The organism is Diaphorobacter sp. HDW4A (assembly GCF_011305995.1).
Taxonomy (GTDB): Bacteria; Pseudomonadota; Gammaproteobacteria; order Burkholderiales; family Burkholderiaceae_C; genus Diaphorobacter_A.
The window spans coordinates 3,384,987-3,411,076 of the sequence record NZ_CP049910.1; the positions used below are offsets into that span (position 1 = coordinate 3,384,987).

At 62.8% G+C, this 26,090-nt stretch carries 26 protein-coding genes and 1 tRNA gene; 14 read left to right on the forward strand and 13 right to left on the reverse strand.

The genetic code is table 11. The features are described 5' to 3' along the window. Positions 1-9: 9 nt before the first annotated feature. Positions 10-582: an NUDIX domain-containing protein gene (locus G7047_RS15380; protein ID WP_166307087.1), complete on the reverse strand. Its 573-nt coding sequence runs from the start codon at positions 580-582 to the stop codon at positions 10-12. A 42-nt stretch (positions 583-624) separates the two neighbouring features. Further along, positions 625-1,530 (reverse strand): cysteine synthase CysM, encoded by a 906-nt coding sequence (cysM, locus tag G7047_RS15385; RefSeq protein ID WP_166307090.1) that lies wholly within the window; start codon positions 1,528-1,530, stop codon positions 625-627. A gap of 53 nt (positions 1,531-1,583) precedes the next feature. On the opposite strand from cysM, the gene G7047_RS15390 reads away from it, so the two are divergent. Together G7047_RS15390 and bluB are read left to right on the forward strand one after the other, a co-directional pair. After that, positions 1,584-1,668 (forward strand) — tRNA-Leu (locus G7047_RS15390). 162 nt (positions 1,669-1,830) lie between these two features. After that, entirely contained in the window at positions 1,831-2,556 is a 726-nt protein-coding gene (gene bluB / locus G7047_RS15395) for a 5,6-dimethylbenzimidazole synthase (protein ID WP_166307093.1), read from the forward strand. 317 nt (positions 2,557-2,873) lie between these two features. On the opposite strand, the gene G7047_RS15400 is transcribed toward bluB, so the two are convergent. Continuing rightward, the gene (locus G7047_RS15400; protein WP_166307096.1) at positions 2,874-3,143 is read right to left on the reverse strand and encodes a hypothetical protein; all 270 of its coding nucleotides are present in this window, start codon (positions 3,141-3,143) and stop codon (positions 2,874-2,876) included. Between the two features lie 228 nt (positions 3,144-3,371). Between G7047_RS15400 and G7047_RS15405 the strand changes: the two genes are divergently transcribed. Continuing rightward, positions 3,372-4,589: a CaiB/BaiF CoA-transferase family protein gene (locus G7047_RS15405; RefSeq protein ID WP_166307099.1), complete on the forward strand. Its 1,218-nt coding sequence runs from the start codon at positions 3,372-3,374 to the stop codon at positions 4,587-4,589. Positions 4,590-4,601: 12 nt separating this feature from the next. Here the strand turns inward: G7047_RS15405 and G7047_RS15410 are convergent, their stop codons facing one another. After that, complete coding sequence (locus tag G7047_RS15410) at positions 4,602-5,411, reverse strand: IclR family transcriptional regulator (RefSeq protein ID WP_166307102.1); 810 nt, start codon at positions 5,409-5,411, stop codon at positions 4,602-4,604. A 1-nt stretch (position 5,412) separates the two neighbouring features. Further along, positions 5,413-6,204, reverse strand: a complete 792-nt coding sequence (locus G7047_RS15415; RefSeq protein ID WP_166307105.1) for an IclR family transcriptional regulator — start codon at positions 6,202-6,204, stop codon at positions 5,413-5,415. Positions 6,205-6,300: 96 nt separating this feature from the next. Between G7047_RS15415 and G7047_RS15420 the strand changes: the two genes are divergently transcribed. The 3 genes from G7047_RS15420 to G7047_RS15430 are packed head-to-tail and all read left to right on the forward strand — an operon-like array spanning position 6,301 to position 9,433. Further along, entirely contained in the window at positions 6,301-7,266 is a 966-nt protein-coding gene (locus G7047_RS15420) for a tripartite tricarboxylate transporter substrate binding protein (RefSeq protein ID WP_166307108.1), read from the forward strand. 5 nt (positions 7,267-7,271) lie between these two features. Then, positions 7,272-8,270, forward strand: a complete 999-nt coding sequence (locus G7047_RS15425; protein ID WP_166307111.1) for a YhdH/YhfP family quinone oxidoreductase — start codon at positions 7,272-7,274, stop codon at positions 8,268-8,270. Between the two features lie 11 nt (positions 8,271-8,281). Further along, positions 8,282-9,433, forward strand: coding sequence for an acyl-CoA dehydrogenase family protein (locus G7047_RS15430; protein WP_166307114.1), 1,152 nt, complete (start codon positions 8,282-8,284; stop codon positions 9,431-9,433). Between the two features lie 20 nt (positions 9,434-9,453). Here G7047_RS15430 and G7047_RS15435 read toward each other — a convergent pair whose 3' ends face one another. After that, positions 9,454-10,443 carry a tripartite tricarboxylate transporter substrate-binding protein gene (locus G7047_RS15435; protein ID WP_166307117.1) on the reverse strand — a complete coding sequence of 330 codons (990 nt, stop codon included), beginning with the start codon at positions 10,441-10,443 and terminating at the stop codon, positions 9,454-9,456. 253 nt (positions 10,444-10,696) lie between these two features. On the opposite strand from G7047_RS15435, the gene G7047_RS15440 reads away from it, so the two are divergent. Continuing rightward, a complete protein-coding gene (locus G7047_RS15440; protein ID WP_166307119.1) occupies positions 10,697-11,995 on the forward strand; it encodes an FAD-binding oxidoreductase in 1,299 nt (432 codons plus the stop codon). Between the two features lie 31 nt (positions 11,996-12,026). Here G7047_RS15440 and G7047_RS15445 read toward each other — a convergent pair whose 3' ends face one another. The 3 genes from G7047_RS15445 to G7047_RS15455 all read right to left on the reverse strand — a co-directional run bounded on the left by G7047_RS15445 (position 12,027) and on the right by G7047_RS15455 (position 14,551). Beyond that, positions 12,027-12,935: a LysR substrate-binding domain-containing protein gene (locus tag G7047_RS15445; RefSeq protein ID WP_166307122.1), complete on the reverse strand. Its 909-nt coding sequence runs from the start codon at positions 12,933-12,935 to the stop codon at positions 12,027-12,029. A 299-nt stretch (positions 12,936-13,234) separates the two neighbouring features. After that, positions 13,235-13,459, reverse strand: coding sequence for a hypothetical protein (locus tag G7047_RS15450; protein WP_166307125.1), 225 nt, complete (start codon positions 13,457-13,459; stop codon positions 13,235-13,237). Positions 13,460-13,615: 156 nt separating this feature from the next. Next, positions 13,616-14,551 (reverse strand): LysR family transcriptional regulator, encoded by a 936-nt coding sequence (locus G7047_RS15455; protein ID WP_166307127.1) that lies wholly within the window; start codon positions 14,549-14,551, stop codon positions 13,616-13,618. A 169-nt stretch (positions 14,552-14,720) separates the two neighbouring features. On the opposite strand from G7047_RS15455, the gene G7047_RS15460 reads away from it, so the two are divergent. The 3 genes from G7047_RS15460 (at position 14,721) to G7047_RS15470 (ending at position 18,529) form a co-directional block, all read left to right on the forward strand. Next, positions 14,721-15,917, forward strand: a complete 1,197-nt coding sequence (locus tag G7047_RS15460; RefSeq protein WP_166307129.1) for an acyl-CoA dehydrogenase — start codon at positions 14,721-14,723, stop codon at positions 15,915-15,917. Between the two features lie 230 nt (positions 15,918-16,147). Further along, a complete protein-coding gene (locus G7047_RS15465) occupies positions 16,148-17,404 on the forward strand; it encodes a CaiB/BaiF CoA-transferase family protein (RefSeq protein WP_166307131.1) in 1,257 nt (418 codons plus the stop codon). Between the two features lie 135 nt (positions 17,405-17,539). Beyond that, on the forward strand, positions 17,540-18,529 hold the full coding sequence (locus G7047_RS15470; RefSeq protein ID WP_166307133.1) for a tripartite tricarboxylate transporter substrate binding protein BugE: 990 nt from the start codon (positions 17,540-17,542) through the stop codon (positions 18,527-18,529). 181 nt (positions 18,530-18,710) lie between these two features. Here the strand turns inward: G7047_RS15470 and G7047_RS15475 are convergent, their stop codons facing one another. The 3 genes from G7047_RS15475 to G7047_RS15485 form a co-directional block, all read right to left on the reverse strand. Then, positions 18,711-19,958, reverse strand: coding sequence for a sugar transporter (locus tag G7047_RS15475; protein WP_166307135.1), 1,248 nt, complete (start codon positions 19,956-19,958; stop codon positions 18,711-18,713). A gap of 165 nt (positions 19,959-20,123) precedes the next feature. Next, positions 20,124-20,513 carry a VOC family protein gene (locus tag G7047_RS15480; RefSeq protein WP_166307137.1) on the reverse strand — a complete coding sequence of 130 codons (390 nt, stop codon included), beginning with the start codon at positions 20,511-20,513 and terminating at the stop codon, positions 20,124-20,126. Between the two features lie 91 nt (positions 20,514-20,604). After that, on the reverse strand, positions 20,605-21,255 hold the full coding sequence (locus tag G7047_RS15485; protein WP_166307139.1) for an NAD(P)-dependent oxidoreductase: 651 nt from the start codon (positions 21,253-21,255) through the stop codon (positions 20,605-20,607). A gap of 122 nt (positions 21,256-21,377) precedes the next feature. Between G7047_RS15485 and G7047_RS15490 the strand changes: the two genes are divergently transcribed. The 3 genes from G7047_RS15490 (at position 21,378) to G7047_RS15500 (ending at position 23,954) form a co-directional block, all read left to right on the forward strand. Beyond that, complete coding sequence (locus tag G7047_RS15490) at positions 21,378-22,316, forward strand: LysR family transcriptional regulator (RefSeq protein ID WP_166307141.1); 939 nt, start codon at positions 21,378-21,380, stop codon at positions 22,314-22,316. Between the two features lie 195 nt (positions 22,317-22,511). Further along, entirely contained in the window at positions 22,512-23,192 is a 681-nt protein-coding gene (locus tag G7047_RS15495) for a hypothetical protein (protein WP_166307143.1), read from the forward strand. 81 nt (positions 23,193-23,273) lie between these two features. After that, complete coding sequence (locus G7047_RS15500) at positions 23,274-23,954, forward strand: DUF4124 domain-containing protein (RefSeq protein ID WP_166307145.1); 681 nt, start codon at positions 23,274-23,276, stop codon at positions 23,952-23,954. A 10-nt stretch (positions 23,955-23,964) separates the two neighbouring features. On the opposite strand, the gene G7047_RS15505 is transcribed toward G7047_RS15500, so the two are convergent. Further along, a complete protein-coding gene (locus G7047_RS15505; protein WP_166307147.1) occupies positions 23,965-24,930 on the reverse strand; it encodes an NAD-dependent epimerase/dehydratase family protein in 966 nt (321 codons plus the stop codon). A gap of 94 nt (positions 24,931-25,024) precedes the next feature. Between G7047_RS15505 and G7047_RS15510 the strand changes: the two genes are divergently transcribed. Then, positions 25,025-26,086 carry a CDP-6-deoxy-delta-3,4-glucoseen reductase gene (locus G7047_RS15510; protein WP_166307149.1) on the forward strand — a complete coding sequence of 354 codons (1,062 nt, stop codon included), beginning with the start codon at positions 25,025-25,027 and terminating at the stop codon, positions 26,084-26,086. Positions 26,087-26,090 lie beyond the last annotated feature (4 nt).

The following is a 26,090-nucleotide window of genomic DNA, read 5'->3' on the forward strand; positions in this document are numbered from 1 at the left end:
TCAATTCACTCAATTTTTGGGAGCATCAGGCTCACCCAGCCCACGACGACGCTCCGCGTTTTCCTCATCGGTGAAAAACACCGGCTCGTAGCCGCGTGATTTCAACCAGTCCGCGAGCGCGTAGCCCGTGCCCGCAGGCCAGCACTTGAGCTCGCCCAGATTCACGAACTGGTAGTCCACCAGCTCGGGCGAGAGCTTCACCTCGCCCTCAGCCACCACGTGATACGCGATGATCACCTGATTCATCCGCAGGAACTCGTAGGCCCCCACGATGGAGCAGCTGCGCACGTCGAGATTGGTCTCTTCCTTCACCTCGCGCGCGATACCTTCCTTGGGCGACTCTCCAGCCTCCATGAAGCCAGTGATCAGCGCGAACATCTTCGGCGGCCACATCGCGTTGCGCGCGAGAAGGACCTGCCCATTCACCTCGACGATGGCGGCGAGCACCGGCGTCGGATTGTTCCAGTGCGTGAAGCCGCAGGCTGCGCAACGCAGGCGCTCCTTGATGCCCCCGTCTTCCATCATCGGCATGAGCTCGAGTTCGTTCGCGCAGTTGGGACAGAAGCGGGTTTCGTGAGGCATGTGGAATCTCGTGGTGAAGGTCGGTCGTTCAGTGCGTCAACGTCAGGCCGGGAATACGCCCGTCGACAGATAACGGTCGCCGCGATCGCACACCACAAAGACAATGGTCGCGTTCTCTTCACGCTCGCTGATCTGCTGCGCCACATGGCATGCACCTGCTGCAGAGATGCCCGCAAAAATGCCTTCCTCGCGCGCCAGACGGCGCGCCATGTCCTCGGCATCATCCTGCGTCACGTAGACCAGCTCATCGACCAGTGACGCATCGTAGATCTTGGGCAGATATTCCTCGGGCCACTTGCGGATGCCCGGAATGCGCGAGCCCTCGGTCGGCTGCGCTCCGATGATCTTCACGTTCGGGTTCTTTTCCTTGAGGAACTTCGCCACGCCGGTGATCGTGCCGGTCGTGCCCATCGCGCTCACGAAGTGCGTGATGCGGCCACCCGTCTGTTCCCACAGCTCGGGCCCGGTCGTCTCATAGTGCGCACGCGGATTGTCCTGATTGGCGAACTGATCGAGCACCACGCCCTTGCCTTGCTTGACCATGGTGTCCGCCAAATCACGCGCGTACTCCATGCCACCGCTCTTGGGTGTGAGGATCAGCTCGGCGCCGTATGCCTTCATGGTCTGAGCGCGCTCGATGGACAGGTCCTCGGGCATGATCAGCACCATGCGGTAGCCCTTGATCGCCGCCGCCATCGCCAGCGCGATGCCGGTGTTGCCGGAGGTCGCCTCGATCAGCGTGTCACCGGGCTTGATCTCTCCGCGCTCCTCCGCGCGGCGGATCATCGACACCGCAGGCCGGTCCTTCACCGATCCCGCAGGGTTGTTGCCCTCGAGCTTGCCAAGAATCACATTGCCGCGTGCGGCATTGTTTTGCGCTCCAATACGTTGCAGCGCAACCAGCGGAGTGTGGCCGATTGCGTCCTCGATGGTCGGGTAGGAATTCATACCCCAATACTGTGCCATAATTCGAGCTTCCAAGAATTTCCGTAGCACTCATAGCCCGAGTGGTGGAATTGGTAGACGCAGCGGACTCAAAATCCGCCGCCGCAAGGCGTGCCGGTTCGATTCCGGCCTCGGGCACCACAGCGTTAACGCTGGACTCATGAACATGCTGCCACCCGGCCTGCCCTTCGATTCCGAGGCGCAGGCTTTTTTGTTGGTTTCGGGCCTGTCGGCATCCCCTTGCTGGTGAGCTTTTCGCACCACCACCGATCTCGGACGCCAAAGGAAAAAGGACCACTTCGCATGCAAGCGCACACCTGTCCCGACATCCCCACCGAATCCACCACACCCCAGACCTTCAGCGACGCCGAACGTGCCGCCGTCTACCGCGCCATCCACGAGCGCCGCGACATGCGCCACTTCAGCGGTGGCAGTGTGTCCGACGAAACGCTACTGCGTTTGCTGCGTGCAGCCCACCACGGACCCAGCGTGGGCTTCATGCAGCCCTGGCGCTTCATCCGCGTAAAGAACAAAGCGTTGCGCGAGGGCATCCACACGCTCGTCGAGCAGGAGCGCAAGCACACTGCAGAGGCTCTGGGCGAGCGCAAGGACGATTTCATGAAACTCAAGGTCCAGGGCGTACTCGATGCAGCCGAGGTACTGGTCGTGGCGATGCCGCCCGGCCGCGAGGCCCATGTGTTCGGTCGTCGTACCCTGCCCGAAATGGATATCGCCAGCACCGCCTGCGCCATCCAGAACCTCTGGCTCGCCGCGCGTGCAGAGAATTTGGGCATGGGCTGGGTATCGCTGTTCGATCCCGCTGCACTGGCGCAACTGCTGCAGATGCCCGACGGCGCACATCCGCTGGGTGTGCTATGCCTTGGGCCGGTCTCGGAGTTCTACACGCGGCCCATGCTCGAACAGGAAAAATGGGCCGCCCGCGCACCGCTACAGCAGATGCTGATGGACGACGTCTGGGCGCAGGAGAGCAGTCTGGATGCGGGCGGCAGCAACGCAAGCGCTCGCTGACATCAACACAACGCCGAAGTTGAACAAAATCCGTCGATTTGCGACACCTTGAACGCAGCGCATCAAGGGAGCTGGAGATACTGCGTTGGCAGATGCACACCCCGCAAAATCTCGTCATTCAGACTCCATCAATCCCGCCCTGCACGGCGCACATGACTCCAGTCAAGACATCGTGTATGATCGATTCAGTCAGAACTGATCACAATTCGTCATTTATCACAAATCACTGAGTTCAGTTCCTCAAGAATGCTAGCCAGAGAGCCCAAAGCTCTCAGGTCTCAAAGCCGCCTTAGTGCGGCTTCTTTTTTGACTGTGCACTACACCGGCAGATGCCCGTCCAGCCAACGGTCGACCCGGTCCACCCCAAGACCAGCGAATGGTTTTTGCACCGCAACGATGTACACCCGATCATAGAAATCCAGCACCGGGCTGAGCTGGCAATAGATCTGGTCGGCTTCGAGCGACGTCGCCACCGCATATACGTTGTGGGAGAGCCGAGACCAGCTAGGGAACTCGTGCAGGATTTTCACGATCGCGGTGCGATTCACTTCCGATACCAGTTCGTAAGTAACAAGAAAAACAGTCATACCCTCTCCCAACGTCTCAACTGGGTAGGGATATGCTAACTAATTGTTACCAGCGCCGATAGTAAAGATTTAAAACCCTTGCCATCTCATGGCGTATGCACATCTACTCGCAGTAGTCACTATCGCACTCATTTTTCATGAAATGCCACCGGCGAGTGCCAGCCCGCTGGATCACATAGGAAAACATTGATTGCCCGCTACAAATCGCATGTCGACACTTGCAGCCCTATGAACACCTCTTCCAACCACTCCAGCGCAGGCCCGCTTCGCGGGGTTCGCATTCTCGATCTGGCCACGGTGCTGGCGGCTCCGTTTTCGTCCACACTGTGCGCCGATCTGGGGGCCGAGGTCATCAAGATCGAGCTGCCCGACGGCAATGATTCGTTGCGCGGTCTGGCACCGGTGACGCCCAAGCATGCGTTGTTCTGGAAGGTCACGAATCGCGGAAAAAAAGCCATCTCGCTCGACATCCGCAAGCCCGAGGGCAAGGCACTGCTCCTCAAGCTGCTGGCGCAAAGCGACGTGCTGGTCGAAAACTTCCGCTCCGGCACGCTCGCGCGTTGGGGGCTGGATTTCGAGACGCTCCAGCGCGCCAATCCGAAGATCATCGTGCTGCGCCTCACGGGCTTCGGGCAGACCGGGCCCTATGCCGCACGGCCCGGCTTTGCGCGCATCTTCGAGGCCATGAGCGGCTTCGCGCATCTGACCGGCGAAGCCGACGGCCCGCCCCAGCACATGAACTATCCGCTCGGCGATGTGGTCAGCGGCGTGTTCGGCGCGTTCGCGATTGCGGCAGCGATTGCCGAGCAACGCGGAAGCGACACGCCAGAAGCGCGCGAGATCGATCTGTCGGCCACCGAGGCCATGCTGCGCCTGCTCGACCCGCTGCCAGTGGAGTACGAGCATCAGGGCATCACCCGCGAGCGTGCGGGTTCACGCGCCACCTACACGGCGCCGTCCAACATGTACCGCAGCGCCGATGGCGTGTGGATGACGCTGGTGGGATCGTCCGACGCGATCTTCAAACGCCTCGCGCAGGCCATGGACATGCCGGGGCTTGCGAGCGATCCGCGCTTCGCGAACAACCCGCTGCGCGTGCAGCATCTTGAGGCGCTCGACGGCACCATCGCCGACTGGTTCGCAGCCCGCGACTTCGACACGATCAGCGCCGCGCTCACCCAATGCGAGGTGCCGTTCAGCAAGGTCTACAGCATCAAGGACGTGATGGAAGACCCACACTTTCAGGCGCGCAAGGCCATCATCCGCATCCCCGACACTGAACTCGGCAGCGTGCCCGCGCCCTGCGTCGTTCCACGGTTCAGCGGCCATGAGGTAAATATTGAAGCCACCGGCCCGCACACAGGTCAGCACAACGGTGACGTCTACGCGCGCCTTGGTCTGGCGGCCGCAGATCTGGATCGTCTCAAGGCCGATGGAGTGATCTGATTTCAGCGCACATCAGCTATCTTGCCCAGCCGGGGGCAACCTCATGCCAATAGCGCTTTCAACCATGCGGACCATCGCGCGCAACTCGTAGCCCACCTCGCGCGCCCGCGCCATGCGCTGGCTTTCCTCGGTCAGCAGCGAGCAACTGAACACAATCAGCTCGCCGTTGAGCGGCTTGGACATGGGGACGGCCACCGCGACACGGCGCGGATCATACGCGCCGCGATTGACGCAGAAGCCGTGGCGCTGCACATGGGCTGTGGCTTTCTCGATCTCCGTCATGTTGGCATCGACGAAGTCCGGGTTCTGCAGCCGCAGCTTGTTGAGTACCGCCTTGCGCTGGTTTGCATCCACCGCAGCAAGCCACGCCCTGCCGCCCGCCGATGCGACGAGCGGCAGGGTCGAGCCAATGTCGACCAGCGGCGTTCCCGCATCGATCTCGCGCGCCGAATCCAGATAGGCGATGCAGTCGCGGTCGCGCACGCAGATCGACACCGTGCCGCGCACTCGCTCGCCGAGTTCCCGCATGAACGAGCGCGCCACCTGCCGGATATGCAGGCTCGCAAGCAACGGATAGCCCAGCGCGAGCACTGCCGTGTCGAGCGAATAGCCATTGCGCGCGCCCTCGCGGCGCAGATACCCGAGCTCGATCAGCGTGAACGCGAGGCGCGATACCGTGGCCTTGTTGAGGCCCGTGATCGCCACCAGTCCCGCGTTCGTGAGCACCGGCTGTGATGTGGAAAACGCGAGCAGGATCTGCATGCCGCGCGCCAGCGTCACGGTGAACTGATCATCTACCTCACTCAAGGTCAGTTCGTTCATGTCAGACACCACTTTTCTCGCTCTGCCGCTGCAGGCGCTCGATGCCGACAGCCGTTTTCTTGAGCATCGGTCCCACGCTTCGCGCCACCTGCGCCGCGCTCATGCGACTGCTCAGCACGCCGCAGTTGAGCATGATCAGCTCGCCCCGAAAACGCTCCTTGAGCGGCACGGCCACGGCATTCACATCGGGTCGGAAATTACCAAGCGACACGCAGTAGCCCTTGTTCGCGAGATCGTCGATGGCGGTGTTGATGGTCACGCGCACGGCCCTCGCCGTCACCTTGTGCTCGCGCGCTAGCCACTCCATGGCGTTGTCCCGTTCCTCATCATCGCACGCCGCAAGCCAGGCCCGGCCCACGGCGGTATCGAGCAACGGCAGCGTCGCGCCGATGTCGGGCCTGAAATCCCCTGCGTCGTGCGCGCGTGTGGTCTCCACATAGATGATGGATGCACGGTGGCGCAGGCCCAGCGACACCGTGCCGCCGGTCTGGTCGGCCAGGCTCTGCATCAGCGGCCGCGCAATCTGCCGCACGGTGAGGTGCGCCATCAGCGGATGGCCGATGGACAGCGATGCCGCACCCAACCGGTAGCGCCGCGCCTCCTGATCAAAACGCAGCAGGCCGATGAGCTCCAGCGTGTAGCTCAGGCGCGAGACCGTGGCCTTGGACAGACCCGATTTGCGCGCCAATTCGCCATTGGACAACGAGGGTTCGAACGGCGTGAAGCAGCGCAGCAGCGCAAGCCCATGGGCTAGCGTAGTGGCGAAGCGTTGATCCTGCGAACGTGCATCCAAGGGATTCTCCGGAGTTCAGTTTGAGTAATATATCAAAACCACCAGCCGCACCCAGTGCGGCTTGGCGGATCATTCCACGCTATTAGGAGACATCTCATGAAAGCATTGATCCGCAACGTCACCCTCGCCTGCCTGGCCGCTGTCAGCTGCCTTCCAGCGCTGGCCGACAGCTATCCAAGCAAGCCCGTCAAGGTGATCGTTCCGTACGCCGCTGGCGGCGGCACGGACATCGTCGCGCGCCTGATCGCACAGAAGCTCGGCGAGCGCCTTGGCCAGTCCTTCATCGTGGAGAACAAGTCAGGCGCGGCGACGCAGGCCGGCACGGTCGTGGTCGCCAAGTCGCCGAATGACGGCTACACCCTGCTCATGGGCACAGCCAACCTCGCCACCAACGTGCCGCTGTTCAAGAAGCTGCCCTACGACGCGAACAAGGACCTGGCTCCAATCTCGCTGATCACCAAGGTGCCGGTCTATCTGTTCGTGGCCAGCAACTCGCCGATCAAGAGCGCCAAGGACGTGGTCACCCAGTCCAAGGCCAACGCCGACGGGCTCTCGTGGGCCTCGGCGGGCGTGGGCAGCATTCCGAATCTGGCCGGTGAGCTGTTCCGCATGAAGACACAGGCGAACATGACGCACATCCCCTACAAGGGCAGCTCGGAATCGGTCGTGTCGGTCGCCGGTGGGCAGACCGCCTTCGCCTTCGACAACCTGCCGCCGTTTGCGGGACAGGTCAAAGCGGGCAAGGTCAAGCCGATTGCCGTGTCCCTGCCCCAGCGCAGCAAGCTCACGCCCGACGTGCCCACGCTGATGGAGCTGGGCATTCCGGTAGAGGCCTATTCGTGGTGGGGCATGCTTGCGCCCGCGGGCACACCGACTGCCATCATCGACAAGCTGAACAAGGAAATCGTCGCCATCGTCAAGGAGCCCGATGTGCAAGCGCGCTTCGAGCAACTGGGCATTGAAGGCGTGGGCGGCACACCGGCCGAGTTCAGCGCACACATCAAGGCGGAAACCACCAAGTGGTCCGAAGTGGTCAAGGCCGTCGGCATCCAGCCGGAATGAGCGCCATGCAGTCACTCCCCGAGCAGACTTATCAAGCGTTTCGGCTGCATGCCGAAGGCGAACGTGCGGCAGGCCGATTCGAGCGCCTGCCGATCACCGCGCCGCAGGCAGGACAGGTGCTCATCCGCGTGCGCTACTCCAGCATCAACTACAAGGATGCGCTCGCATCGCACGGGCTCAACGCCATCATCCGCGACTTCCCGCGCGTGGGCGGCATCGATCTCACGGGCGTGGTGGAGCAGTCCGCAGATGCGCGCTGGAAGTCCGGCGACGAGGTCATCGTCCACGGCTTCGGCATTGGCGTGCAGACCGATGGTGGGCATGCGCAATACGCACTCGTGCAAGCCGATCATGTGATGGCCTTGCCGCACGGCCTCAGCCTGCTCGACGCCGCAACCGTCGGCGTCGCGGGCTACACCGCAGGTCTCTCGCAATACTGCATGGAGCTCAACGGCCTGCATCCTGCCATGGGCTCGGTGCTCGTGACCGGAGCGACCGGCGGTGTGGGCAGCATGGCGATCCATCTGCTCGCGGCCAGTGGCTACGAGGTCACCGCGATGAGCGGCAAGCCCAGCGAAGCCGTGTATCTCGAGGGGCTCGGCGCACGCCAGATCATCGGCCGCATCGCCGCAGATGCCGACCCCAAGCCGCTGCTCAAAGGCCAGTGGGCCGGAGCCATCGACTCCGTCGGCGGCGACACGCTGGCCTGGCTCACCCGCACCATGCTGCCCGAGGGCGTGATCGCCTCGTTCGGCAACGCTGCGGGGGCGCAGCTCAACACGACGGTGCTGCCCTTCATTCTTCGCGGCATCAAGCTGCTGGGCATCAACGCCAACAGCCCCATGGCCACGCGCGAGCGGGTCTGGCAGCGCATTGCAGAGACGGCAAACAGCGAACAACTCGGCGCCCTGCGCCACGAAATCGCGCTCGCCGATCTGCCCACGTGGCTGGACAAAACCCTCAACGGACAGGTTCGCGGGCGCACCGTGATCCGCATGGATTGAAAGCACACATCATGATTCGCGATTCAAAGCAAATCGAGCAACTGCTCGCCCAGACCCGCAGCTTCGTGCGCGAGGTCGCCATTCCGCATGAGGAACAGGTCGAGCGCGAGGACTGCATTCCCGAACCCGTGGTCGATCAGATGCGCGCAGCGGGCTTTTTCGGCTGGTCCATCCCCGAGGCGTATGGCGGCCTCGGTCTCACCTCGGAAGAACTGTGCCTCGCCAACATGGAACTTTCGCAATGCGCCGTGGCTTACCGAGCGCGCTGCGGCACCAACACCGGCATCGGCACCGAAGGCCTGATCCAGGACGGCACAGAAGCACAGAAGCGCGAGCTGCTGCCGCGACTTGCGACGGGTGAACTGACCTCGTGCCTCGCGGTGACCGAGCCCGATGCGGGCTCCGACCTGCTCGGCCGCCTCGCCAGCACCGCCACGCGTACTGCCAATGGCTATGTGCTCAACGGCACCAAGCGCTTCATCACCAACGCGCCGATTGCCGATCTGTTCACCGTGCTCGCGCGCACCGGCGACGCGAGTGAAGGCTCGCGCAGCACCACGAGCTTTCTGGTGATGAGGGGCACGAAGGGCCTGTCCACCGGCATACCGCATCGCAAGATGGGCCAGGAAGGCTCGCCGGTTTCCGAGGTCTATCTGAATGATTGCGAAGTGCCCGAAAGCGCCATCCTCGGCGGCGAGCCGGGGCGCGGTTTTGCATCGGTGATGAAGGCACTGAACAAGCAACGCATCAACCTCGCGTCGCTGTGCATCGGCCCCGCGATCCGCCTGCTCGACGAGGCGCTCGCGCACTCACGCAAGCGCCAACAGTTCGGCAAGGCCATCGGCGAGTTCCAACTGGTGCAGGCCATGCTGGCCGACTGCAAGGTCGAGATCGAGGCCGCCAAGGCCCTGATTCTCGACACCGCACGCAAGCGCGACGCGGGCGAGGACGTGACCATGGAGGCCTCCATGTGCAAGTACTACGCCTCCGAAGTCGCGGGCCGTGTGGCCGACCGCGTGGTGCAGATCTTCGGTGGCGGTGGCTACTGCGACGACATCGGCGGCTCCGTGCCGCGTCTGTATCGCGACGTGCGGCTGTTCCGGCTCTACGAGGGCACAAGCCAGATCCATCAACTGAACATCGCCAAGCATCTGCTCAAGTGATGTGAACTGGCTGCACGGCTTCAATCGCTCTTGTAGCCAGTCGCTTTGACGATGGGTGCCCAGTGGGCATTCAATCGTTGACGCAGCTGAGTCACCTCTTCGGGACTCGTGCCAGCAACCGGCACATAGCCAATGGTCTCGATCTTCTGGCGCACTTCAGGACGCGCAAGCACCTTGCGAATGGCAGCATTCCAGCGGTTGACATGGTTGGCGGGCGTGTTCGCTGGTGCGTAGATCGAGTAGCCGGATTCGACCACGAGCGACGGATAACCGCTCTCCGTGAACGTGGGCACATCGGGCAACTGGCTCACGCGCTGCTTGCTCGACACCGCCAGAATGCGCAGCTTCTTGTTGCGATGGTGTTCAAGAAACACACCGATGCCGTCGACGGCCGAGCCGATCTGGTTACCCATGAGATTGGTGACCATCACCGGGCCGCCCTGGAACGGAATGATCGACATGTCCGCACCCGACTGGCGCGTGAAGTCGTAGGCCACGAAGTGGAGCACCGATCCAAGTCCCGACACACCCAACGCCGCCACCTGACGATCCGCCTTGGCCGCTTTCACATAGTCGGCCAATGTCTTGTATGGCGAGTTGGCGTTGACCGCGATGCCGTAGGTAAGTTCAGCCACCGAGGTGATGGGTGTGAAATCCTTCTCCGGGTTGTAGCGCAGATTGTTGTAGACCAGCGGCGCGATGACCATGGTGTCCATCAGCGTCATCAGCACCGTGTTGCCATCGGGCGCAGCGTTCTTCAGTGTTTCAGCCGCCACGCGGGTGCTTGCGCCGGGGCGGTTGTCCACGATCACCGGCTGCGTAAATTCATCCTTGAGCGCATCGACGATCACGCGTCCCATGACGTCGGCCGCGCCGCCTGCGGGAAACGGCACGATGAATCGCACCGGCACATTGGACGCCTGCGCAAGCGGTGCCTGCGTGGCTGCCAGAGCCGCTGCACCAAATGTGATGGCCTGACGACGATTCAGATGAAAGAGCTGATGGGACATTGATGACTCCATGACTTGGGCTTGTGGTCCGGTGCGCGCAGCAAACGCCCGAACTTTCAAATGGGAAATGAATGCATGTGTCCGCATTGACTCTGCGATGACACTGACGCTGAAGAAAACTGCAAGTCGATCATCTGCAATGGGTTCAGGAATGTCGAATCATGTTTGGAAATAGCCTATCAGCAAATCGAATTGGCGCTGACCGCAGGCACTGGGCAAGATGGACCGAAGATTTTCTGATTCTTCTCTGCACATGCTTCGCTCTTCCACGCACCTCGAATCGATTTCAACCGCACCCGCCAAGGCCACAACCGCCGCCGACGTCACCGTGATCGGCGCGGGCATCGTCGGCCTGTGCACAGCGCTGTCGCTGCAGCGCGCGGGGCTCAAGGTGGCGCTGTTCGACGCGACCGGCGCGGGCAGCGGCGCATCGTTCGGCAACGCCGGACTGATCAGCACCGGTAGCTGTATTCCGATCTCACTGCCCGGCATGGTCTGGCAGGTGCCGCGCTGGCTGCTCGACCCGGATGGCCCGCTCGCGCTGCGCCCCACCTATGCGCTGAAGGCGCTGCCATGGGTGTTGAAATGGCTGCGCGCCTCTTCCACTGCGAGTGTGACGCGCGCAAGCTCCGCGCTTCATGCGCTGCACTCGCCCGCACTGTCACGCTACCGCGAGCTGCTGGGCGACGAGCGCTTCGACGAGCTGATAAAGCAGTGCGGTCAATTGCATATCTGGTCGCAACCGGGCCAACCTGGCCGGGCGGACCGCCTGGTCGCCGAGCTGCGCAGGCAGCATCAGGTGCCCATCACTCCGCTCGACCAACATACGTTGCGCGCCCGAATGCCGGAACTGACCAATCGTATTCAGGCGGGCATCTGCTTCACGGAGCACGCCAACACGGTCAGCCCGCAGGCGTTGACACGCGCGTTGCTGGGTTGCTTTGTGGAGCGCGGCGGAGAGCTGCTGATCCGCAGCGTGCAGAAGATCGAACAATTGAATGAAGGCTTTCGCCTCTGGACGAATGCGGGCGATGTGAAGACACCGAAAATCGTCGTGGCGGCAGGTGCCCATACGGCGGAACTGGTGCGGCCGCTCGGCATCCGCATTCCGCTCGAATTCGAACGCGGCTATCACGTCGAACTACCCAACCCCGGCGTCACCGTGCCCCAGCCCTTCATCTACAAGGACAAAGCCGTCGCAGTTACACCCATGCAGAAGGGCCTGCGTTTTGCGGGCACCGTGGAGATCGCGGGACTGCGCCATGCACCGCAACCGCGCCGCGTTGAATCGATTCTGAACACCGCACGCGAGCTGTTCCCCACAATCAACACCGAGGGCGCGCGCAGCTGGTTCGGGCTGCGCCCCTCCACGCCCGACAGCGTGCCGGTGATCGATGCGCCATCAACGCACCCAGGCCTGTATCTCGCCTGCGGTCATGGACATACCGGCATGACGGGCGCACCGATGACTGGCGAGCTGGTCGCGCAGTTGGTGACAGGCATATCACCCGGTTTGAATGTGGCGGAATATGGTTTGAGCCGATTCGGCTGAACGCGCGATCATTCCAACTTTTGCGTGCCGCTTATTTCGTCCCAATCACACGTGCCAACGCTGCCCGAGCCAGCTCGGTGAGCTGGTCGATCTCCGGATTCGCGCTCTTGCTCTTGAGTCGGTAGGCGCAGTAACGCAGGCGGCTGTCCGAGCGGAAGGGCCGCACCACCAGACGCGCCGGATCGCAGATCAGCGAAGGCAGTGCATCAAAGAGCACAAAGCCCAGACCGGCGGCGACCATGGAGCAAGCCAGAATCGCAGCCGGGCATTCGATCACCGATTCGGGCATGCGCTCGCAGCTCTCAAACGCGGCCTTGGCCAGCACGTCCACACCCTCGATGCTGCTGAGTGAAATCATCGGCTCGTCGAGCAGATGTTCGGGCTGAATCCATTTCTTGCTCACGAGCTTATGGCCTTTTGGCAAATAGCACATGATCGGCAACTCGCCGATGACTTCGCATTCCACACCCGGAACCGGAGGCACCTCAAGCCCGAATCCCAGATCGCATTTGCCCGAGCTGACCTGCGCCGCCACATGGTGCGCCACGCGCGAATGCACAAAGAACATGGTCTTGTGCGAACGCTTGGAATACTCAGCGGTGACCTGCGGAAGAATCGACGCGCCGAACGCGGGCGTGCAGGCCACGGACAGCGCACGGTGCTGATCGTTGTTCAAGCGCGCGGCGAACGAGTTGATCGACTCCAGCCCCACGAACGAGCGCTCGATTTCGGCGAACAACGCCTCCGCATGGGCCGTGGGAATCAGGCGTCCACCCCGGCGCTCGAACAGCGAGAGCCCGAGGCGTTCCTCCGCATCGCGCAGCACGTTGCTGATCGCCGGTTGGGTGACATGTAGCCGCGTGGCCGCACCGGTGACCGAGCCGGTCAGCACGATGGCGTGAATGGTTTCAATGTGGCGAAAGCCGAGTTGTCGTGCCATGGCATGAGTGATGTCACCCCGCACATGACGATGAAGCACCGTGGTGAGGGATGGTGAAGCGAGGTCTGCGTTTGTACCGCAATTTTCACTCCACGCCCAAGTCCGCGGACACGCCACCGGGCCCCGACACAGTTTCAAATGGCGCGTCGCGCCTCCCATGGCGCATGAAACTGGCGCGCCCCATGCGAGGACAGCCGCGCAAGGGCCGCCCCGCCGCGCTGGCTGCGTCACTCCGCCCGAAACGCAACGCGTTTCGAGAGCGGGGGGAAGGCGCGAAGCGACTCAGGGGGTATTTCTTCTCAAGGCGTGCTGCGTTTGACCTGCTGCCTGCCGAGATCGGTGATCATGAAGTTGCCTTCATAGGTCTTGCCGACCATGCCCCATTCCAGCAATCGGCCCGAGAGGTGCTTCTTGATGGCGTCCGTGAGGCTGACCAGCTCGCCCATTTCAAGGCGCTTGAGCATGGTGAGCTCGTCCACGGTGGGCTCGAAGACGGTGGCGTGATAGACAACTTCCGATGCCATGGCAGTACTCCGTTGTGTTGTATGTGTCGTTTCGACCGGAGCGCTTGGAGGCGGTTCCAGAGGATATACAACAAGGGAAGTTCTCCTACAAATGACGGTCCGGAGCTTCCAAGGTGGCCGTCGCTGCCAGCTTATTCCTTTGGCCCGAGGCAACCATCAGGGTAAATCCTGATCCCCCGCCATGCGGCCCAGCCAGTTGCTGAAGGCTGTGAGCACGGGCGCTGCGGGCTTCGCGGGCGTCACGAGGTAGTATGCGCGCTCGCCGCGCAACGGACGCGGGCAGGCGATGACGAGATCGCCGCGCTCCATCTCGGCCTCGATCAGCATCTGCGGCATCAGCGCCACGCCCAGCCCCATGGTGGCCGCCACGGCGATCATCGAGAACAGCTCATAGCGCGGCCCGTCAAGCGCGCGTGGCGCGTCCACCTCCATCGCATGAAACCACTGCTGCCAGCCGTAGGGTCGCGTGCTCTGCTGCAACAGCGGCATCTGTGCAAGCACCGAGGGCGTCACCGTTTGGTGCGCACGCCCGCGCCCACGCGGCGCTGCCTGCTCAAGCAGGCGCGGGCTGCAGACCGGCACCACGTCTTCCTGCATGAGCATCTGCACCTGCACGCCCGGCCAGTTGGCGACCTGGTCCTGCGTACCCGCATAGAGCGCAGCATCAAATCCAGTATCCGAAAACAAAAATGGCCGCGTGCGCGTCTCGATGTGCACGACGATGTCGGGCTGCTCCTTGACGAGAAGCGGCAGGCGCGGAATCAACCAGCGCGTGGCAAACGTCGGTACCGCCGCAAGCGACAGCGAACCGCCATGCCCCTGATGCGCCATCACATCGAGCGTGTCGCGCTCCAGCCCCAGCAGCCAGCGCGCCACCTGCTTGCTGTAGTGCCGACCCGCCTCGGTCAGCGTGACGCCGTGGCGCGTGCGGCGAAAAAGCTGCACCCGCAACTGGTCCTCCAGCGTGAGAATCTGGCGCGAGACGGCGCTCTGCGTGAGTGCCAGTTCCTGCGCCGCGCGGGTATAGCTTTCATGCCGGGCCGCTGCTTCGAAGCAGGCCAGCGCCTGGGTGGAGGGGAGATGTCTGCGCATCGAATCATTCTAGCCAAGTATGCGAAAACCGCATTTCTGGATGAAAACAACTCGCTTGCAAGGCCTGCATTGATGGGAATAACATTCGCCCATTCCCCGAGTCATGCGATGCACGCATTCATGACTAGGACTAACCCTTACCCCACCTTCTCGTACAGGAGACTGCACCATGGCCAACGCACGCTTTCAATGGGACGACCCCTTTCTGATCGAACAGCAGCTCACCGATGACGAACGCGCCATCCGTGACGCGGCCGCCGCCTACTGCCAGGACAAGCTGGCACCGCGCGTGCTCGAGCAGTTCCGCCATGAAAAGACCGACGTGGCCATCTTCCGCGAGATGGGCGAACTCGGCCTGCTCGGCCCCACCATCCCCGAACAATACGGCGGCCCCGGCCTGAACTACGTGGCCTATGGCCTGATCGCCCGTGAAGTCGAGCGCGTCGATTCGGGCTACCGCTCGATGGCCAGCGTGCAGAGCTCGCTGGTGATGGTGCCCATCTACGAATTCGGCAGCGAAGCGCAAAAGCAAAAATACCTGCCCAAGCTCGCGAGCGGCGAATACATCGGCTGCTTCGGCCTGACCGAACCCGATCACGGCTCCGACCCCGGCAGCATGGCCACCCGCGCCTACAAGACCGCCGGCGGCTACAAGCTCAAGGGCAGCAAGATGTGGATCACCAACAGCCCCATCGCCGACGTGTTCGTCGTCTGGGCCAAGGAAGTGAGCGAAGGCGGTGCCGTCGGCCCGATCCGCGGCTTCATTCTGGACAAGGGCATGAAGGGCCTCTCCGCTCCTGCCATCCATGGCAAGGTGGGCCTGCGCGCATCGATCACCGGCGAAATCGTGATGGACGATGTGTTCGTGCCCGAAGAAAATGCCTTCCCCGAAGTGCAAGGTCTGAAGGGCCCATTCACCTGCCTGAACAGCGCCCGCTACGGCATCGCCTGGGGCGCGATGGGCGCAGCGGAATTCTGCTGGCACACCGCCCGCCAGTACACCATGGACCGCAAGCAGTTCGGCCGCCCCCTCGCCGCCAACCAGCTCATCCAGAAGAAGCTGGCCGACATGCAGACCGAAATCGCCCTCGGCCTGCAAGCCGCCCTGCGCTTCGGTCGCATGAAGGATGAAGGCATCGCATCGGTCGAAGGCACCTCCCTAATCAAGCGCAACAACTGCGGCAAGGCCCTCGACATCGCCCGCCTCGCCCGCGACATGATGGGCGGCAACGGCATCAGCGACGAATTCGGCGTCGCCCGCCATCTGGTGAACCTCGAAGTGGTCAACACCTACGAAGGCACGCACGACGTCCACGCCCTGATTCTCGGCCGCGCACAGACAGGCCTCGCAGCCTTCGCGAACTGAAAAAAGAAAACGGCCCCCGCCCCGCACGAAGTGCCACCAGCCTTCGCAGCGGACGCGGCATCAGGATCTCACCACCCCAACGCCAAGACAGCCCCTCAGGCTAGGCGTCGAAGCTGCAGACAGTATGCCGATACGGCAAGGCTTCGCAACGACGCATGAGGGGCTGTATTGGCGCCCCCAAACGACCAATCAATCGAAGCCGAACAGGCTTCGTGAAAAACAAAAAACCAATGACCCTCAGCGCCCTCTCAGGAATCAAAGTGTTAGACCTTTCCAGGGTTCTGGCGGGTCCCTGGTGCACCCAGATGCTGGCTGACCTGGGAGCCGACGTCATCAAGGTAGAACGCCCCATCGCAGGCGACGACACCCGCCACTGGGGCCCTCCATTTCTACGCGACGACGACGGTGAAGCCACCCAGCAGGCCAGCTACTACACCTCCTGCAACCGCAACAAACGCTCCATTACCATCGACATGGCAACGCCCGAGGGCCAGCGCCTGATTCGAAAAATGGCGGCAGAAGCCGATGTGCTGGTCGAGAACTTCAAGGTCGGCGGCCTCAAACAATATAGCCTCGACTACGACAGCCTCAACACCGTCAACCCGCGCCTGATCTACTGCTCGGTCACCGGCTTCGGCCAGACCGGCCCGTATGCCGAGCGCGCAGGCTACGACCTGATGGTGCAGGCCATGAGTGGCCTCATGAGCATCACCGGCCATGCTGACGGCGAGCCTGGCGGCGGCCCGCTGAAAGTGGGCGTGGCGGTGATCGACGTGTTCACCGGCCTCTATGCGGCAAATGCGGTACAGGCTGCGCTGCACGCGCGCAATGCGAGCGGCAAAGGCCAGCACATCGACATGGCGCTGCTTGACGTGGCGATGGCGATCCAGTGCAACCAGGCCTCGGGCTATCTCGCAAGCGGCAAGGCGCCCACGCGTGCGGGCAATCTGCACCCCAGCCTCGCTCCGTACCAGGACTTCCCTTCCGCCGACGGCAACGTGCTGCTCGCCATCGGCAACGACGGCCAATTCGCGCGCTTCTGCGCGACGGTGAACCACCCCGAATGGTCGGCCGATGAACGCTTTGCGACCAACTCGAATCGCGTCAAGCACCGCGCTGCGTTGCTCGCTCTGATGATGCCCGTGATGAAGACCCGAACCACTGGCGAATGGGTCACGCTGTTCGAGGACAAGGCCGTACCCTGCGGACCGATCAACACGCTGGCGGAGGCCTTCGACGACCCACAGGTAAAGGCACGCGGCCTGCGCATCGACCTGCCGCGCTGGGGCAACGAGGCCGATGTTGCACCAGCCCCCGATGGCGTGAGCACCGTGCCCGGCGTGGTCAACCCCATCCGCATGTCTGGCACGCCGATCACCTACCGCAATGCCGCTCCCTCACTCGGTCAGCACACCGACGAAGTGCTGCGGGAAATAGGTCTGGCCGACGCGGACATCGCACGCTTGAAGACCGAAAAAATCGTTTGAACCACCGCAGTGCTGCGCCATATCAATAGCGGGGAATACACCTGCAGCGCTGCGCTTATCCAACCCGGAGAATGGCCAACCACACGCCATCCCTCCACAACCCAGGCTATCCACACAATGGAGACAAAACCCACCATGACGATCCGTCGCAGCCTTCTGGCTCTTGGCGCCCTTGCCACTCTAGGTGCATTCAGCAGCACCGCCGTGCAAGCACAAGACAACTATCCCAACAAACCCATCAAACTGCTTGTGCCTTTTGCGGCCGGCGGCACAACGGACCTGATCGCGCGCATCGTCGCCGAGCCGCTTGGACGTGAACTCGGCCACCCCGTCATTGTGGACAACAAGGGCGGCGGCGGCGGCAGCATTGGCGCGGCCGAAACCGCACGCGCAACGCCAGATGGCTACAGCCTCGGCATCGCCACGGTCTCCACTACCGCAACCAATCCGGCAATCAACCCCAAGATTCCATACAACGTCGCGACCGACTTCACGCCCATCATCAACATCGCCGCCACGCCGAACGTAATCGCGGCCAACCCCAAGCAGCCCTTTCACGATTACAAGGGCTTTGTCGATGAGCTGAAGAAGAACCCCGGCAAGTACTCGTACGCATCGCCCGGCAACGGCAGCATCACCCATCTGATGATGGAGATGTACAAGCTCTCCACGGGCCTCGACATCGCCCATGTGCCATATCGCGGCAGCGGGCCGGCGCTTAACGACACTGTTGCCGGACAGGTGCCGGTGATCTTCGACAACCTGCCCTCCGCCTTCCCGTTCATCAAGGAAAAGCGCCTGACAGCCATCGTCGTCGCTGCGCCCCAACGCGTGCCCGCCATGCCCGACGTGCCCACATTCAAGGAACTGGGTCTGGAGCCTGTGAACCGCATGGCCTACTACGGCATCGTCGGCCCCAAGAACCTGCCGCGCCCCATCGTCGACAAGATCAACGCCGCCACGCGCAAGGTCATGCAGGACCCCGCCATCCGCAAGCGCATCGAGGAAACCGGCTCCATCGTCATGGCAGGTACTCCCGAGGAGTTCGCCAAGCAGATGAAGGAGGAATACGCGGTCTACAAAGATGTGGTCGTCAAGCAGAAGCTGACGATGGACAGCCAGTGATCCATGGGTGCCTCTGCGTGGGTTAAGGACGCAGTCGACATCATCGACTGCACCCGCCATCCGCGCTATGTGCTCACCCCGAAGAGCTGCACAGTGCATATGGTTGCTTTTTGTGTGATGACGAATTTCTTACGGCCTGCAGTCGCTTCATAGACCGCCTGCAGGCCGGAGACAGGATCACTTACTTCTGGGGTGCTGGAGAGAAAGTCCCGGCCCACTTCCAAGTGGCGAACGCACACCAGACCAGCCCGATGACTGCGAGACAGCCACCCACCATACCCAGTTGCTGCAACCCGACATATGTGCCCACCTGGCTGCCCAGCAACGCGCCCGCACCGATGCCGACGTTGAACAACCCTGAGAACAGCGACATGCCGACGTCAGTGGCGTCGGATGCCAGACGCAGCACCTTGGCCTGCAGCGGCAGCACCATGCAGAGCATGGCCACGCCCCACACGGAGCAGACCATATAAAGCGCCATGGGCGACTGCGTACTCGGCAGCAGCAGCCATAGGCAGGCTGTCACCAAGGCAATCGCCAGCAGCAGAAAAGCACGCGGCCAGCGCATGCCAAAGGCGCTGAAGCACACGCTGCCCACAATGCCCATACCACCGTACAGCAGCAGCACCCAAGTCGTGACCTGACTGCTCAAGCCAGCCACTTGCTGGACCAATGGCTCGATATAGCTGTAGACCGTGAACTGCGCGGTCACCATCACAATCAGCAGCGCATAGGTAGCGACCAGCGCGGGTCGCTTGAACAGCATTGGAATGCTGCTGGCGGAGCCCGCGTTTTCGCTCGGCAACGTCGGCAGCAGACGCCACAGCGTGAGCATCACGACAAAGGCGACAAAGCCGATGATGCCGAACGTGGTGCGCCATCCCAGCGCCTCACCGACAATGCGGCCGAGTGGAATGCCGAGCACCATCGCCAGCGTAGTGCCGGTTGCCAGCAGGCCAAGCGCCTGCGCCTTCTTGCCCGCAGGTGCAACACGCACCGCAAGTGCCGCCGTGATCGACCAGAACACCGCATGCGCGAGCGCGATACCGATGCGGCTGACCAGCAGCGTCGCATAGCTCCACGCAAACGCCGAAAGCACGTGGCTCACGATGAAGAGCACAAACACGCCCATGAGCAGACGCCTGCGCTCAAACTGACTGGTCGCCAGCATCGCAGGCAGCGACGCCAACGCCACGACCCACGCGTAAATCGTGAGCATCAGCCCTATCTGCTCGGTGCGCATGTCAAAGCTGCCGCCGATGTCGCTGAGCAGACCGACTGGCGCAAACTCTGTCGTATTGAAGACGAACGCGCCCAAAGCGAGTGCGATCACGCTCATCCAAGCCTGGCTGGGCGAGCGCGTGTCCCGCTCAGCCGGCGCAGCGGGGGAGAAAGATTTGGGAGAAGAAGTGGAATCGAAAGCTGACATGTAGAAATAGCAAACTTGCGCGCAGAGAATGCTGCAGCGCAACAAAGCGAAATTGTCCCCGCATTCCGCCCGTAGTTCAGGTCCGTGTTCAGATGGCCCCGAGCCTCGATGGGGTCACACGGCTGTCACCTTGGCAAGAGCCTCCAACTGTGCACAAAGGCCAAATCAGCCTTGTGGCTCGTGGCAGACCGCCTCGATGTTGTGACCATCCGGGTCAAGCACGAAGGCACCGTAATAGTTCGGGTGATAGTGCGGCCGCACGCCCGGCGCACCGTTATCACGCCCACCAGCAGCCATGGCAGCCTTGTGGAAGGCGTCAACCACCGCGCGGGAACGGGCCCGAAACGCGACATGGACGATGGGCTGGTTGGGCGTCCCCCGGCTGATCCAGAAATCGGGCTTGGGCGGCTCGCCGAAACCTGCCGTGTCGGTATGCCCGGTGATCGCCGCCGAGACCTCCATCAGCTTGGCATAGCCGAGCGGCGCAAGTGCCTGTGCATAAAACGCCATGGATTTGGCGAAGTCCGAAACCATGACGCCGGTGTGATCGATCATGAATTACCCCTCTTGATTAACTGGATAAAAACCCAGTTATTTGAGTATGCTCGACATGATCGATTCTGTCCATGGAATTGATAGAGGGAGCTCAGTACCCGACAGTGAAGCGCTCGCGTTGATGTGTGCCCTGCTCCAGCGCGTCCACCAGAGCCACGGCCAGATCGGCCACCGAGATCGTGCCAGGCGCGCCGTCTGGTTGCATCAGCAGCTCGTCCTTGCCGACGCGGTACTGGCCCGTGCGCTCGCCCCGCTCGCCCAGATGCAAGGCAATGGGTGGGCTCAGCAGCGTCCAGTCGAGTGTGGTTTCGCTCTGCAACTCCGTCAGCATGTCGCGTGCCGCCGTGGCGCCGGGCTTGATTGCGGCGGGAAAATCGGGCGAATCCACCAGTTGCTGGCCGTTGATGTAAAGGCTGCCCGCACCGCCGACGACCAGATAGCGCGCCACGCCCGCCGCCTTCGTGCCTTCAGCGATGGCTCGCGAACCTATCATGAAGTCGTTGTAGATGTTCGGGTTGGTCCAGCCCGCGTTGTAGGCGCTGAGCACCGCGTCCACGCCGCTCACGGCAGCCTTGACGTCTTCGGCCTTGAGCACATCGGCGCGCACCACCTTGAGGTGATCACGGACGGCGAGCTTTTCGGGGTGACGTGCAAGCGCCGTCACCTCGTGGCCCCGGCCGAGCAGTTCGTCCAGCAGCGCCGCGCCTACAAAACCGGTGGCTCCAATCAATGCGACTTTCATGTTCGTGTCCTTTTCGTTCAAAACGTTGTCTGATCCGGAGCTCAACTTTAGACACTAACGAATGGGGTAAGAAGTCATCAAATTCCGCCATTACTTTGAAGCACCGCTTCATAATAAACCGTATGGACGACTTCAAACGCATGGCGATCTTCGCGGCCGTGGTGCAACAGGGCTCGATGAGCGCAGCCGCGCGCACGCTGGCGATGACACCGTCGGCCGTGAGCCAGCAGGTGCGCCAGCTCGAACGCGACGGCGGCGTGACGCTGATGCACCGCACGACGCGCCAGTTGACGCTCACCGATGCCGGCCAGCGCTTCTACGCCGAGTGCGCACGCATGGTCGAGGCGGCGTCGAACGCCAGGGCCGAACTGCAGGCCGAGCTGCAGGAACCCAGCGGCGAGCTGCGCATTTCCTCGACTGTGGGCTTTGCACGCCACATCGCGCCCGCGCTCGGGCCACTGCTCGCAAACTACCCACAGTTGCGCCTGCAACTGCTAGTGGACGACGCACAGATCGACCTGACCTCCTCACGCATCGACCTCGCCATCCGCTACGGTAATCTGCCCGATTCGCAATGGGTGGCGCGCAGACTGGGCACCATGCACTGGTGGCCTTGCGCGTCGCCACAATGGCTTGCAGCACATGGCGAACCCGAGTCATTGCAGGATTTACTCACCGCAAGCTGGATGGGGCTTCCGGCCGCCATCGAATTCCAGGGACTGCAGGTGCGGGTGCCTTCAGCCAAAACCAGCTCAGGTGCGTTCGAAGAACATGTGCTGCCCATCGAGCCTCGCATCGCCAGCAACAACCAGCTCGCGCTGCTGCAGATGTGCGAGGCGGGGCTGGGCATTGCGCTGCTTGGCAGCATGGACGTGCAGGATGCCATCTCCGCCGGTCGACTGGTCCCGCTGTGCCGTGGCTGGGATTTCGGCCGCGCGGGCGGGTTGCCGATTTGGGCCGTCACCCCACAGCGCAACATGCAGCCAGCCAAGGTACGCCTCGCACTCGAGCATCTGAGCCGGTATCTGAGCGCCACACCCGGTGTTTTTCACAATCGTTAATGGATTACTGGTAGCTACTTTCTGATTCAACCATGAAGAAATGGCAAAACCTGACAAAGAATTCCGCTGGGGTCAACGAAAATGCACCTACAAACGTCTTACACGCATCACGGCACCGTTGTCGAACATCGGGGCCACCACTCATCCGCAGTTGCCCGGCCCACCGAAGCAGCATTGAAACAAGGGGGACAGACAATGTTCAGCACCACTCTCACCAAGCTATTCACCGTCGGCGCATTGACCGCCGCGTTGGCCGGTTGCGTCGCCATGGACGACCCCTACTATCAAGGTGGCGGCTACCAGAGCGGCTACGGCGGTGGCTACTCCACCACGACGTACTCCAGCTACCCCGTCTGGCAAGGCCCCGGCTACTACTACGATGGCGGCTACTACCCCAACAACCCCGGCGTGAGCGGCGCGATCTATATCCGCAGCCAAGACGACTGGCGCTCGCGTGACTCCGATCGCCGCCGCGACTGGGAGCGCCGTCGCGACAATGACCGCCGTGATGCTGATCGTCGTCGTGACCAAGACCGCCGCGAGGCCGAGCGCCGACGCGATCAGGACCAGCGCGAAGCGGATCGCCGCCGCGATGAACAGCGCCGCGAAGCCGAGCGCAACCGCGACTGGGGCCACAACAACAATCGCCCCAACCCCGGTGCAGGCTATCCGGCCAATAACAATCCAGAAGGCCAGCGCGACTTCAACCGCAGCGAGCGCATCCTGCGCCAACAGGAAAGCCGCCAGCTCAACAACCCCGATCCGCGCGTAAACCGCGAGCGCGCCGAAATCTTCGAGCGCCAGCGCCAACAACGCGAAGCCGCGCAACAAAAAAACAAGAACCCTTGGGGAACTGGCAATAGCCAAGGCAACTGATTGTGACGAGAATGGTGGCGAGACCTGCGCGTCCCGCCCATCTCGACCCGCCGCTGAACCAGCATGAGCACTGACCGCCACATGAACCGATCTTCCTCAAACCGACTTCTTGGTCGGTTGTGGATCTGCGCGTTGCCGCTGCTGTGCGCGACAGCGGTTCAGGCGCAGGTCATTCGCTGCACCGACCCCTTCACCGGCAAGGTCAGCTACACCGATGGCAAATGCGCGAGCGGCACCAGCGCGCAGGAAATCGAGGCCCGCAAGTCCCCTGACGAAATCAAGGCCGAGCGCGAACAGGCGGCGCAAGCGCGCGAACGCATGCAGGAGCGCCTGCAGCAGGACGCCAAGCGCCGCCAGGACAACACCGAGCTGCAGCGCCGCGAGCAGGAAAGCCGCGACCGATCACAGTCCGCCGCGTCGAACAACCCTGCCAATTCACAGGCCTGCGCGCAGGCCCGTCGCAATCTGGAAGAGGTGCAGTCCAGCATGGGCCAGGGCATGTATGACGAGTCCGCCCGCCTCTCCGAAGCCCAGCGCAATGCCGAGCGTGCCTGCCTCACGCCCGACGAATGGGTGCGCACGCAGCGAGATGCGCAGAACAACGCTGGCAACAACTACTATCAGACCTACCCGTATGTGGTGCGTCCACCGCATGTGGTACATCCCCCAGTGCGACCCCAGCCAGACCCCAAGCCCCCGGTGTTCACCAGTTGCAACGTGTTCCGCTGCACGGATGCCAAAGGCAACGTCTACCCTCGCTGACCAGCCCCGATCAATCCCTGACCGGCTCGCCGCGCAGGCCCTGCATGACGGTGGGATAGCGCAGGCGCACGCGCAGTTCGTCCTGCATGCGTCGTGCCTCAAGACGCCGTGACTCGCTCATGAAGCTCAGAAGCGCGACCGGCAACTGGTCCTTTGCCGCATCACGCGCCACACGCGGAGGACGCGGCAGGCCGAACAGATCGGCGGCCATGTCGAAGTAGTCCCCCATCTTCATGTCGGTCTCGTCCCGCACGTTGTAGACCCGCTGCGCCTTGCCGCGCCACAGGGCCGCAAGGCAGGCACCCGCCAGATCATCCGCCTGAATGTGGTTGGTGTAGACATCGTCCCGCTCCTTGAGCACCGGCGTGCCGCGCTGCAGCCTTTCCACCGGCGTGCCTCTCGGCCGGTCCAGCCCGTAGATGCCGGGCACGCGCAGAATGCTTACCCGCACGCCGGAGCGGCCCAGATGGCGCATCGCGCGCTCGGCATTCACCCGGCGATGCGCGCGCGGCGTAGACGGAGCCACAGAGCGGGTCTCGTTCACCCAAGCGCCCTCGCAGTCGCCATAAACGCCCGTCGTTGATGCATAGACCAGCGCATCGGGCAAGGCCCGCAGGCGCAGCGCGCGGCTCAAATTCTCGCTACGCACATCACGCCACCACTGCAGCCCGGTCTCTCCCTCACCGGGCGGCGGCGCAAGATACAACACGCGTTGAAAAATGCCCGCCAAACGCGCCAACGTGGTCTTGTCGTCCAGATTGCCCACAAGCGGCCTGACTCCAGCCGCACGCAGCGCGGGCGAGCGATCCGCCGAGGTCGTCAACGCGGTAAGCGAAACCCGCGACGAGGCCACGCCTGAGCCCGCACGCAGTTGCCGCACGGCGCGCATTCCCACGTCGCCGCAGCCGACGACCAACACCCGCATCCGGCGAAAGCGTGCCGGAAGCGCTCCTAGGGGACTTTGGTTTGAGGGCAAAATCGATACCTTTGGGAGCCAGCCCGCGCCATCCCGCGATGTGCGCGCCAGCCCCGTGAAAAGCAGACAAAAGAACTCCAAGGATACCCGCAACATGACGAGCGAGCAGACCACAGCTGCCACCTTCCAGATCAACGTTCAGCCCAGCGGCCGCACCTTCGCCGCGCAAGGCGACGAAACCATCCTCACCGCCGCCATCCGCAGCGGCGTGGGCCTGCCCTACAGCTGCAAGGATGGCTCGTGCGGCTCGTGCAAATGCAAGAAGCTCAGCGGCTCGGTGGTGCACAAGGAACACGCCGAAAAGGCGCTTTCGCAAGCCGAGGAAGAAGCCGGTTTCGTGCTCACTTGCAGCGCCCGCGCGCTGACCGACGTGGTGCTCGAGTCGCGCAATGTCACCGACGAAAGCTCTTTCCCGGTGAAGAAGCTGCCGGTGCGTGTGGCGGCCCTGAACCGTCTGTCGCACGACGTGATGCAGGTGCGCCTGCAACTGCCCGCCGCCGACCAGTTCAAGTACCACGCGGGGCAGTACATCGAATTCATCCTGCGCGACGGCGCACGCCGCGCCTACTCCATGGCCACCGCGCCGCATTTCCAGGAAACCGCGCCGGGCGTGGAACTGCATATCCGCCACATGCAGGGCGGCAAGTTCACCGACCATGTATTCAGCGCGATGAAGGAAAAGGAAATCCTGCGCGTCGAAGGCCCGTTCGGCAGCTTCTTCCTGCGCGAAGACTCCGACAAGCCCATCATCTTGCTGGCCTCGGGCACCGGCTTCGCACCCGTGAAGGCGCTGATCGAGCACATGCTGCACAAGGGCACGAAGCGCGCCATCACCCTGTACTGGGGCGGTCGCCGCCCGGCTGACCTCTACATGGACGCCTGGGTGCGCGAGCGCATGGCCAACATGCCCACCCTGAGCTACGTACCAGTGGTCTCCAACGCCGAGCCTGATGACCACTGGATAGGCCGCACCGGCTTCGTGCACAAGGCGGTCATGGAAGACTTCGCCGACCTCTCCGGCCACCAGGTCTATGCCTGCGGCGCCCCCATCGTGGTCGATTCGGCCCGCAGCCAATACTCCGCCGAACGCGGTCTGCCCGAAGAGGAATTCTTCGCCGACGCCTTTACGTCGGAAGCCGACAAGCACAAGGCATGACGGC

Coding starts and splice junctions, on each gene's coding strand:
- G7047_RS15380 (WP_166307087.1), bottom strand. CDS start 582: ATGCCTCACGAAACCCGCTTCTGTCCCAACTGCGCGAACGAACTCGAG.
- cysM (WP_166307090.1), bottom strand. CDS start 1,530: ATGAATTCCTACCCGACCATCGAGGACGCAATCGGCCACACTCCGCTG.
- bluB (WP_166307093.1), top strand. CDS start 1,831: ATGCAAGCGCACACCTGTCCCGACATCCCCACCGAATCCACCACACCC.
- G7047_RS15400 (WP_166307096.1), bottom strand. CDS start 3,143: ATGACTGTTTTTCTTGTTACTTACGAACTGGTATCGGAAGTGAATCGC.
- G7047_RS15405 (WP_166307099.1), top strand. CDS start 3,372: ATGAACACCTCTTCCAACCACTCCAGCGCAGGCCCGCTTCGCGGGGTT.
- G7047_RS15410 (WP_166307102.1), bottom strand. CDS start 5,411: ATGAACGAACTGACCTTGAGTGAGGTAGATGATCAGTTCACCGTGACG.
- G7047_RS15420 (WP_166307108.1), top strand. CDS start 6,301: ATGAAAGCATTGATCCGCAACGTCACCCTCGCCTGCCTGGCCGCTGTC.
- G7047_RS15425 (WP_166307111.1), top strand. CDS start 7,272: ATGCAGTCACTCCCCGAGCAGACTTATCAAGCGTTTCGGCTGCATGCC.
- G7047_RS15430 (WP_166307114.1), top strand. CDS start 8,282: ATGATTCGCGATTCAAAGCAAATCGAGCAACTGCTCGCCCAGACCCGC.
- G7047_RS15435 (WP_166307117.1), bottom strand. CDS start 10,443: ATGTCCCATCAGCTCTTTCATCTGAATCGTCGTCAGGCCATCACATTT.
- G7047_RS15440 (WP_166307119.1), top strand. CDS start 10,697: ATGCTTCGCTCTTCCACGCACCTCGAATCGATTTCAACCGCACCCGCC.
- G7047_RS15445 (WP_166307122.1), bottom strand. CDS start 12,935: ATGGCACGACAACTCGGCTTTCGCCACATTGAAACCATTCACGCCATC.
- G7047_RS15450 (WP_166307125.1), bottom strand. CDS start 13,459: ATGGCATCGGAAGTTGTCTATCACGCCACCGTCTTCGAGCCCACCGTG.
- G7047_RS15455 (WP_166307127.1), bottom strand. CDS start 14,551: ATGCGCAGACATCTCCCCTCCACCCAGGCGCTGGCCTGCTTCGAAGCA.
- G7047_RS15460 (WP_166307129.1), top strand. CDS start 14,721: ATGGCCAACGCACGCTTTCAATGGGACGACCCCTTTCTGATCGAACAG.
- G7047_RS15465 (WP_166307131.1), top strand. CDS start 16,148: ATGACCCTCAGCGCCCTCTCAGGAATCAAAGTGTTAGACCTTTCCAGG.
- G7047_RS15470 (WP_166307133.1), top strand. CDS start 17,540: ATGACGATCCGTCGCAGCCTTCTGGCTCTTGGCGCCCTTGCCACTCTA.
- G7047_RS15475 (WP_166307135.1), bottom strand. CDS start 19,958: ATGTCAGCTTTCGATTCCACTTCTTCTCCCAAATCTTTCTCCCCCGCT.
- G7047_RS15480 (WP_166307137.1), bottom strand. CDS start 20,513: ATGATCGATCACACCGGCGTCATGGTTTCGGACTTCGCCAAATCCATG.
- G7047_RS15485 (WP_166307139.1), bottom strand. CDS start 21,255: ATGAAAGTCGCATTGATTGGAGCCACCGGTTTTGTAGGCGCGGCGCTG.
- G7047_RS15490 (WP_166307141.1), top strand. CDS start 21,378: ATGGACGACTTCAAACGCATGGCGATCTTCGCGGCCGTGGTGCAACAG.
- G7047_RS15495 (WP_166307143.1), top strand. CDS start 22,512: ATGTTCAGCACCACTCTCACCAAGCTATTCACCGTCGGCGCATTGACC.
- G7047_RS15500 (WP_166307145.1), top strand. CDS start 23,274: ATGAACCGATCTTCCTCAAACCGACTTCTTGGTCGGTTGTGGATCTGC.
- G7047_RS15510 (WP_166307149.1), top strand. CDS start 25,025: ATGACGAGCGAGCAGACCACAGCTGCCACCTTCCAGATCAACGTTCAG.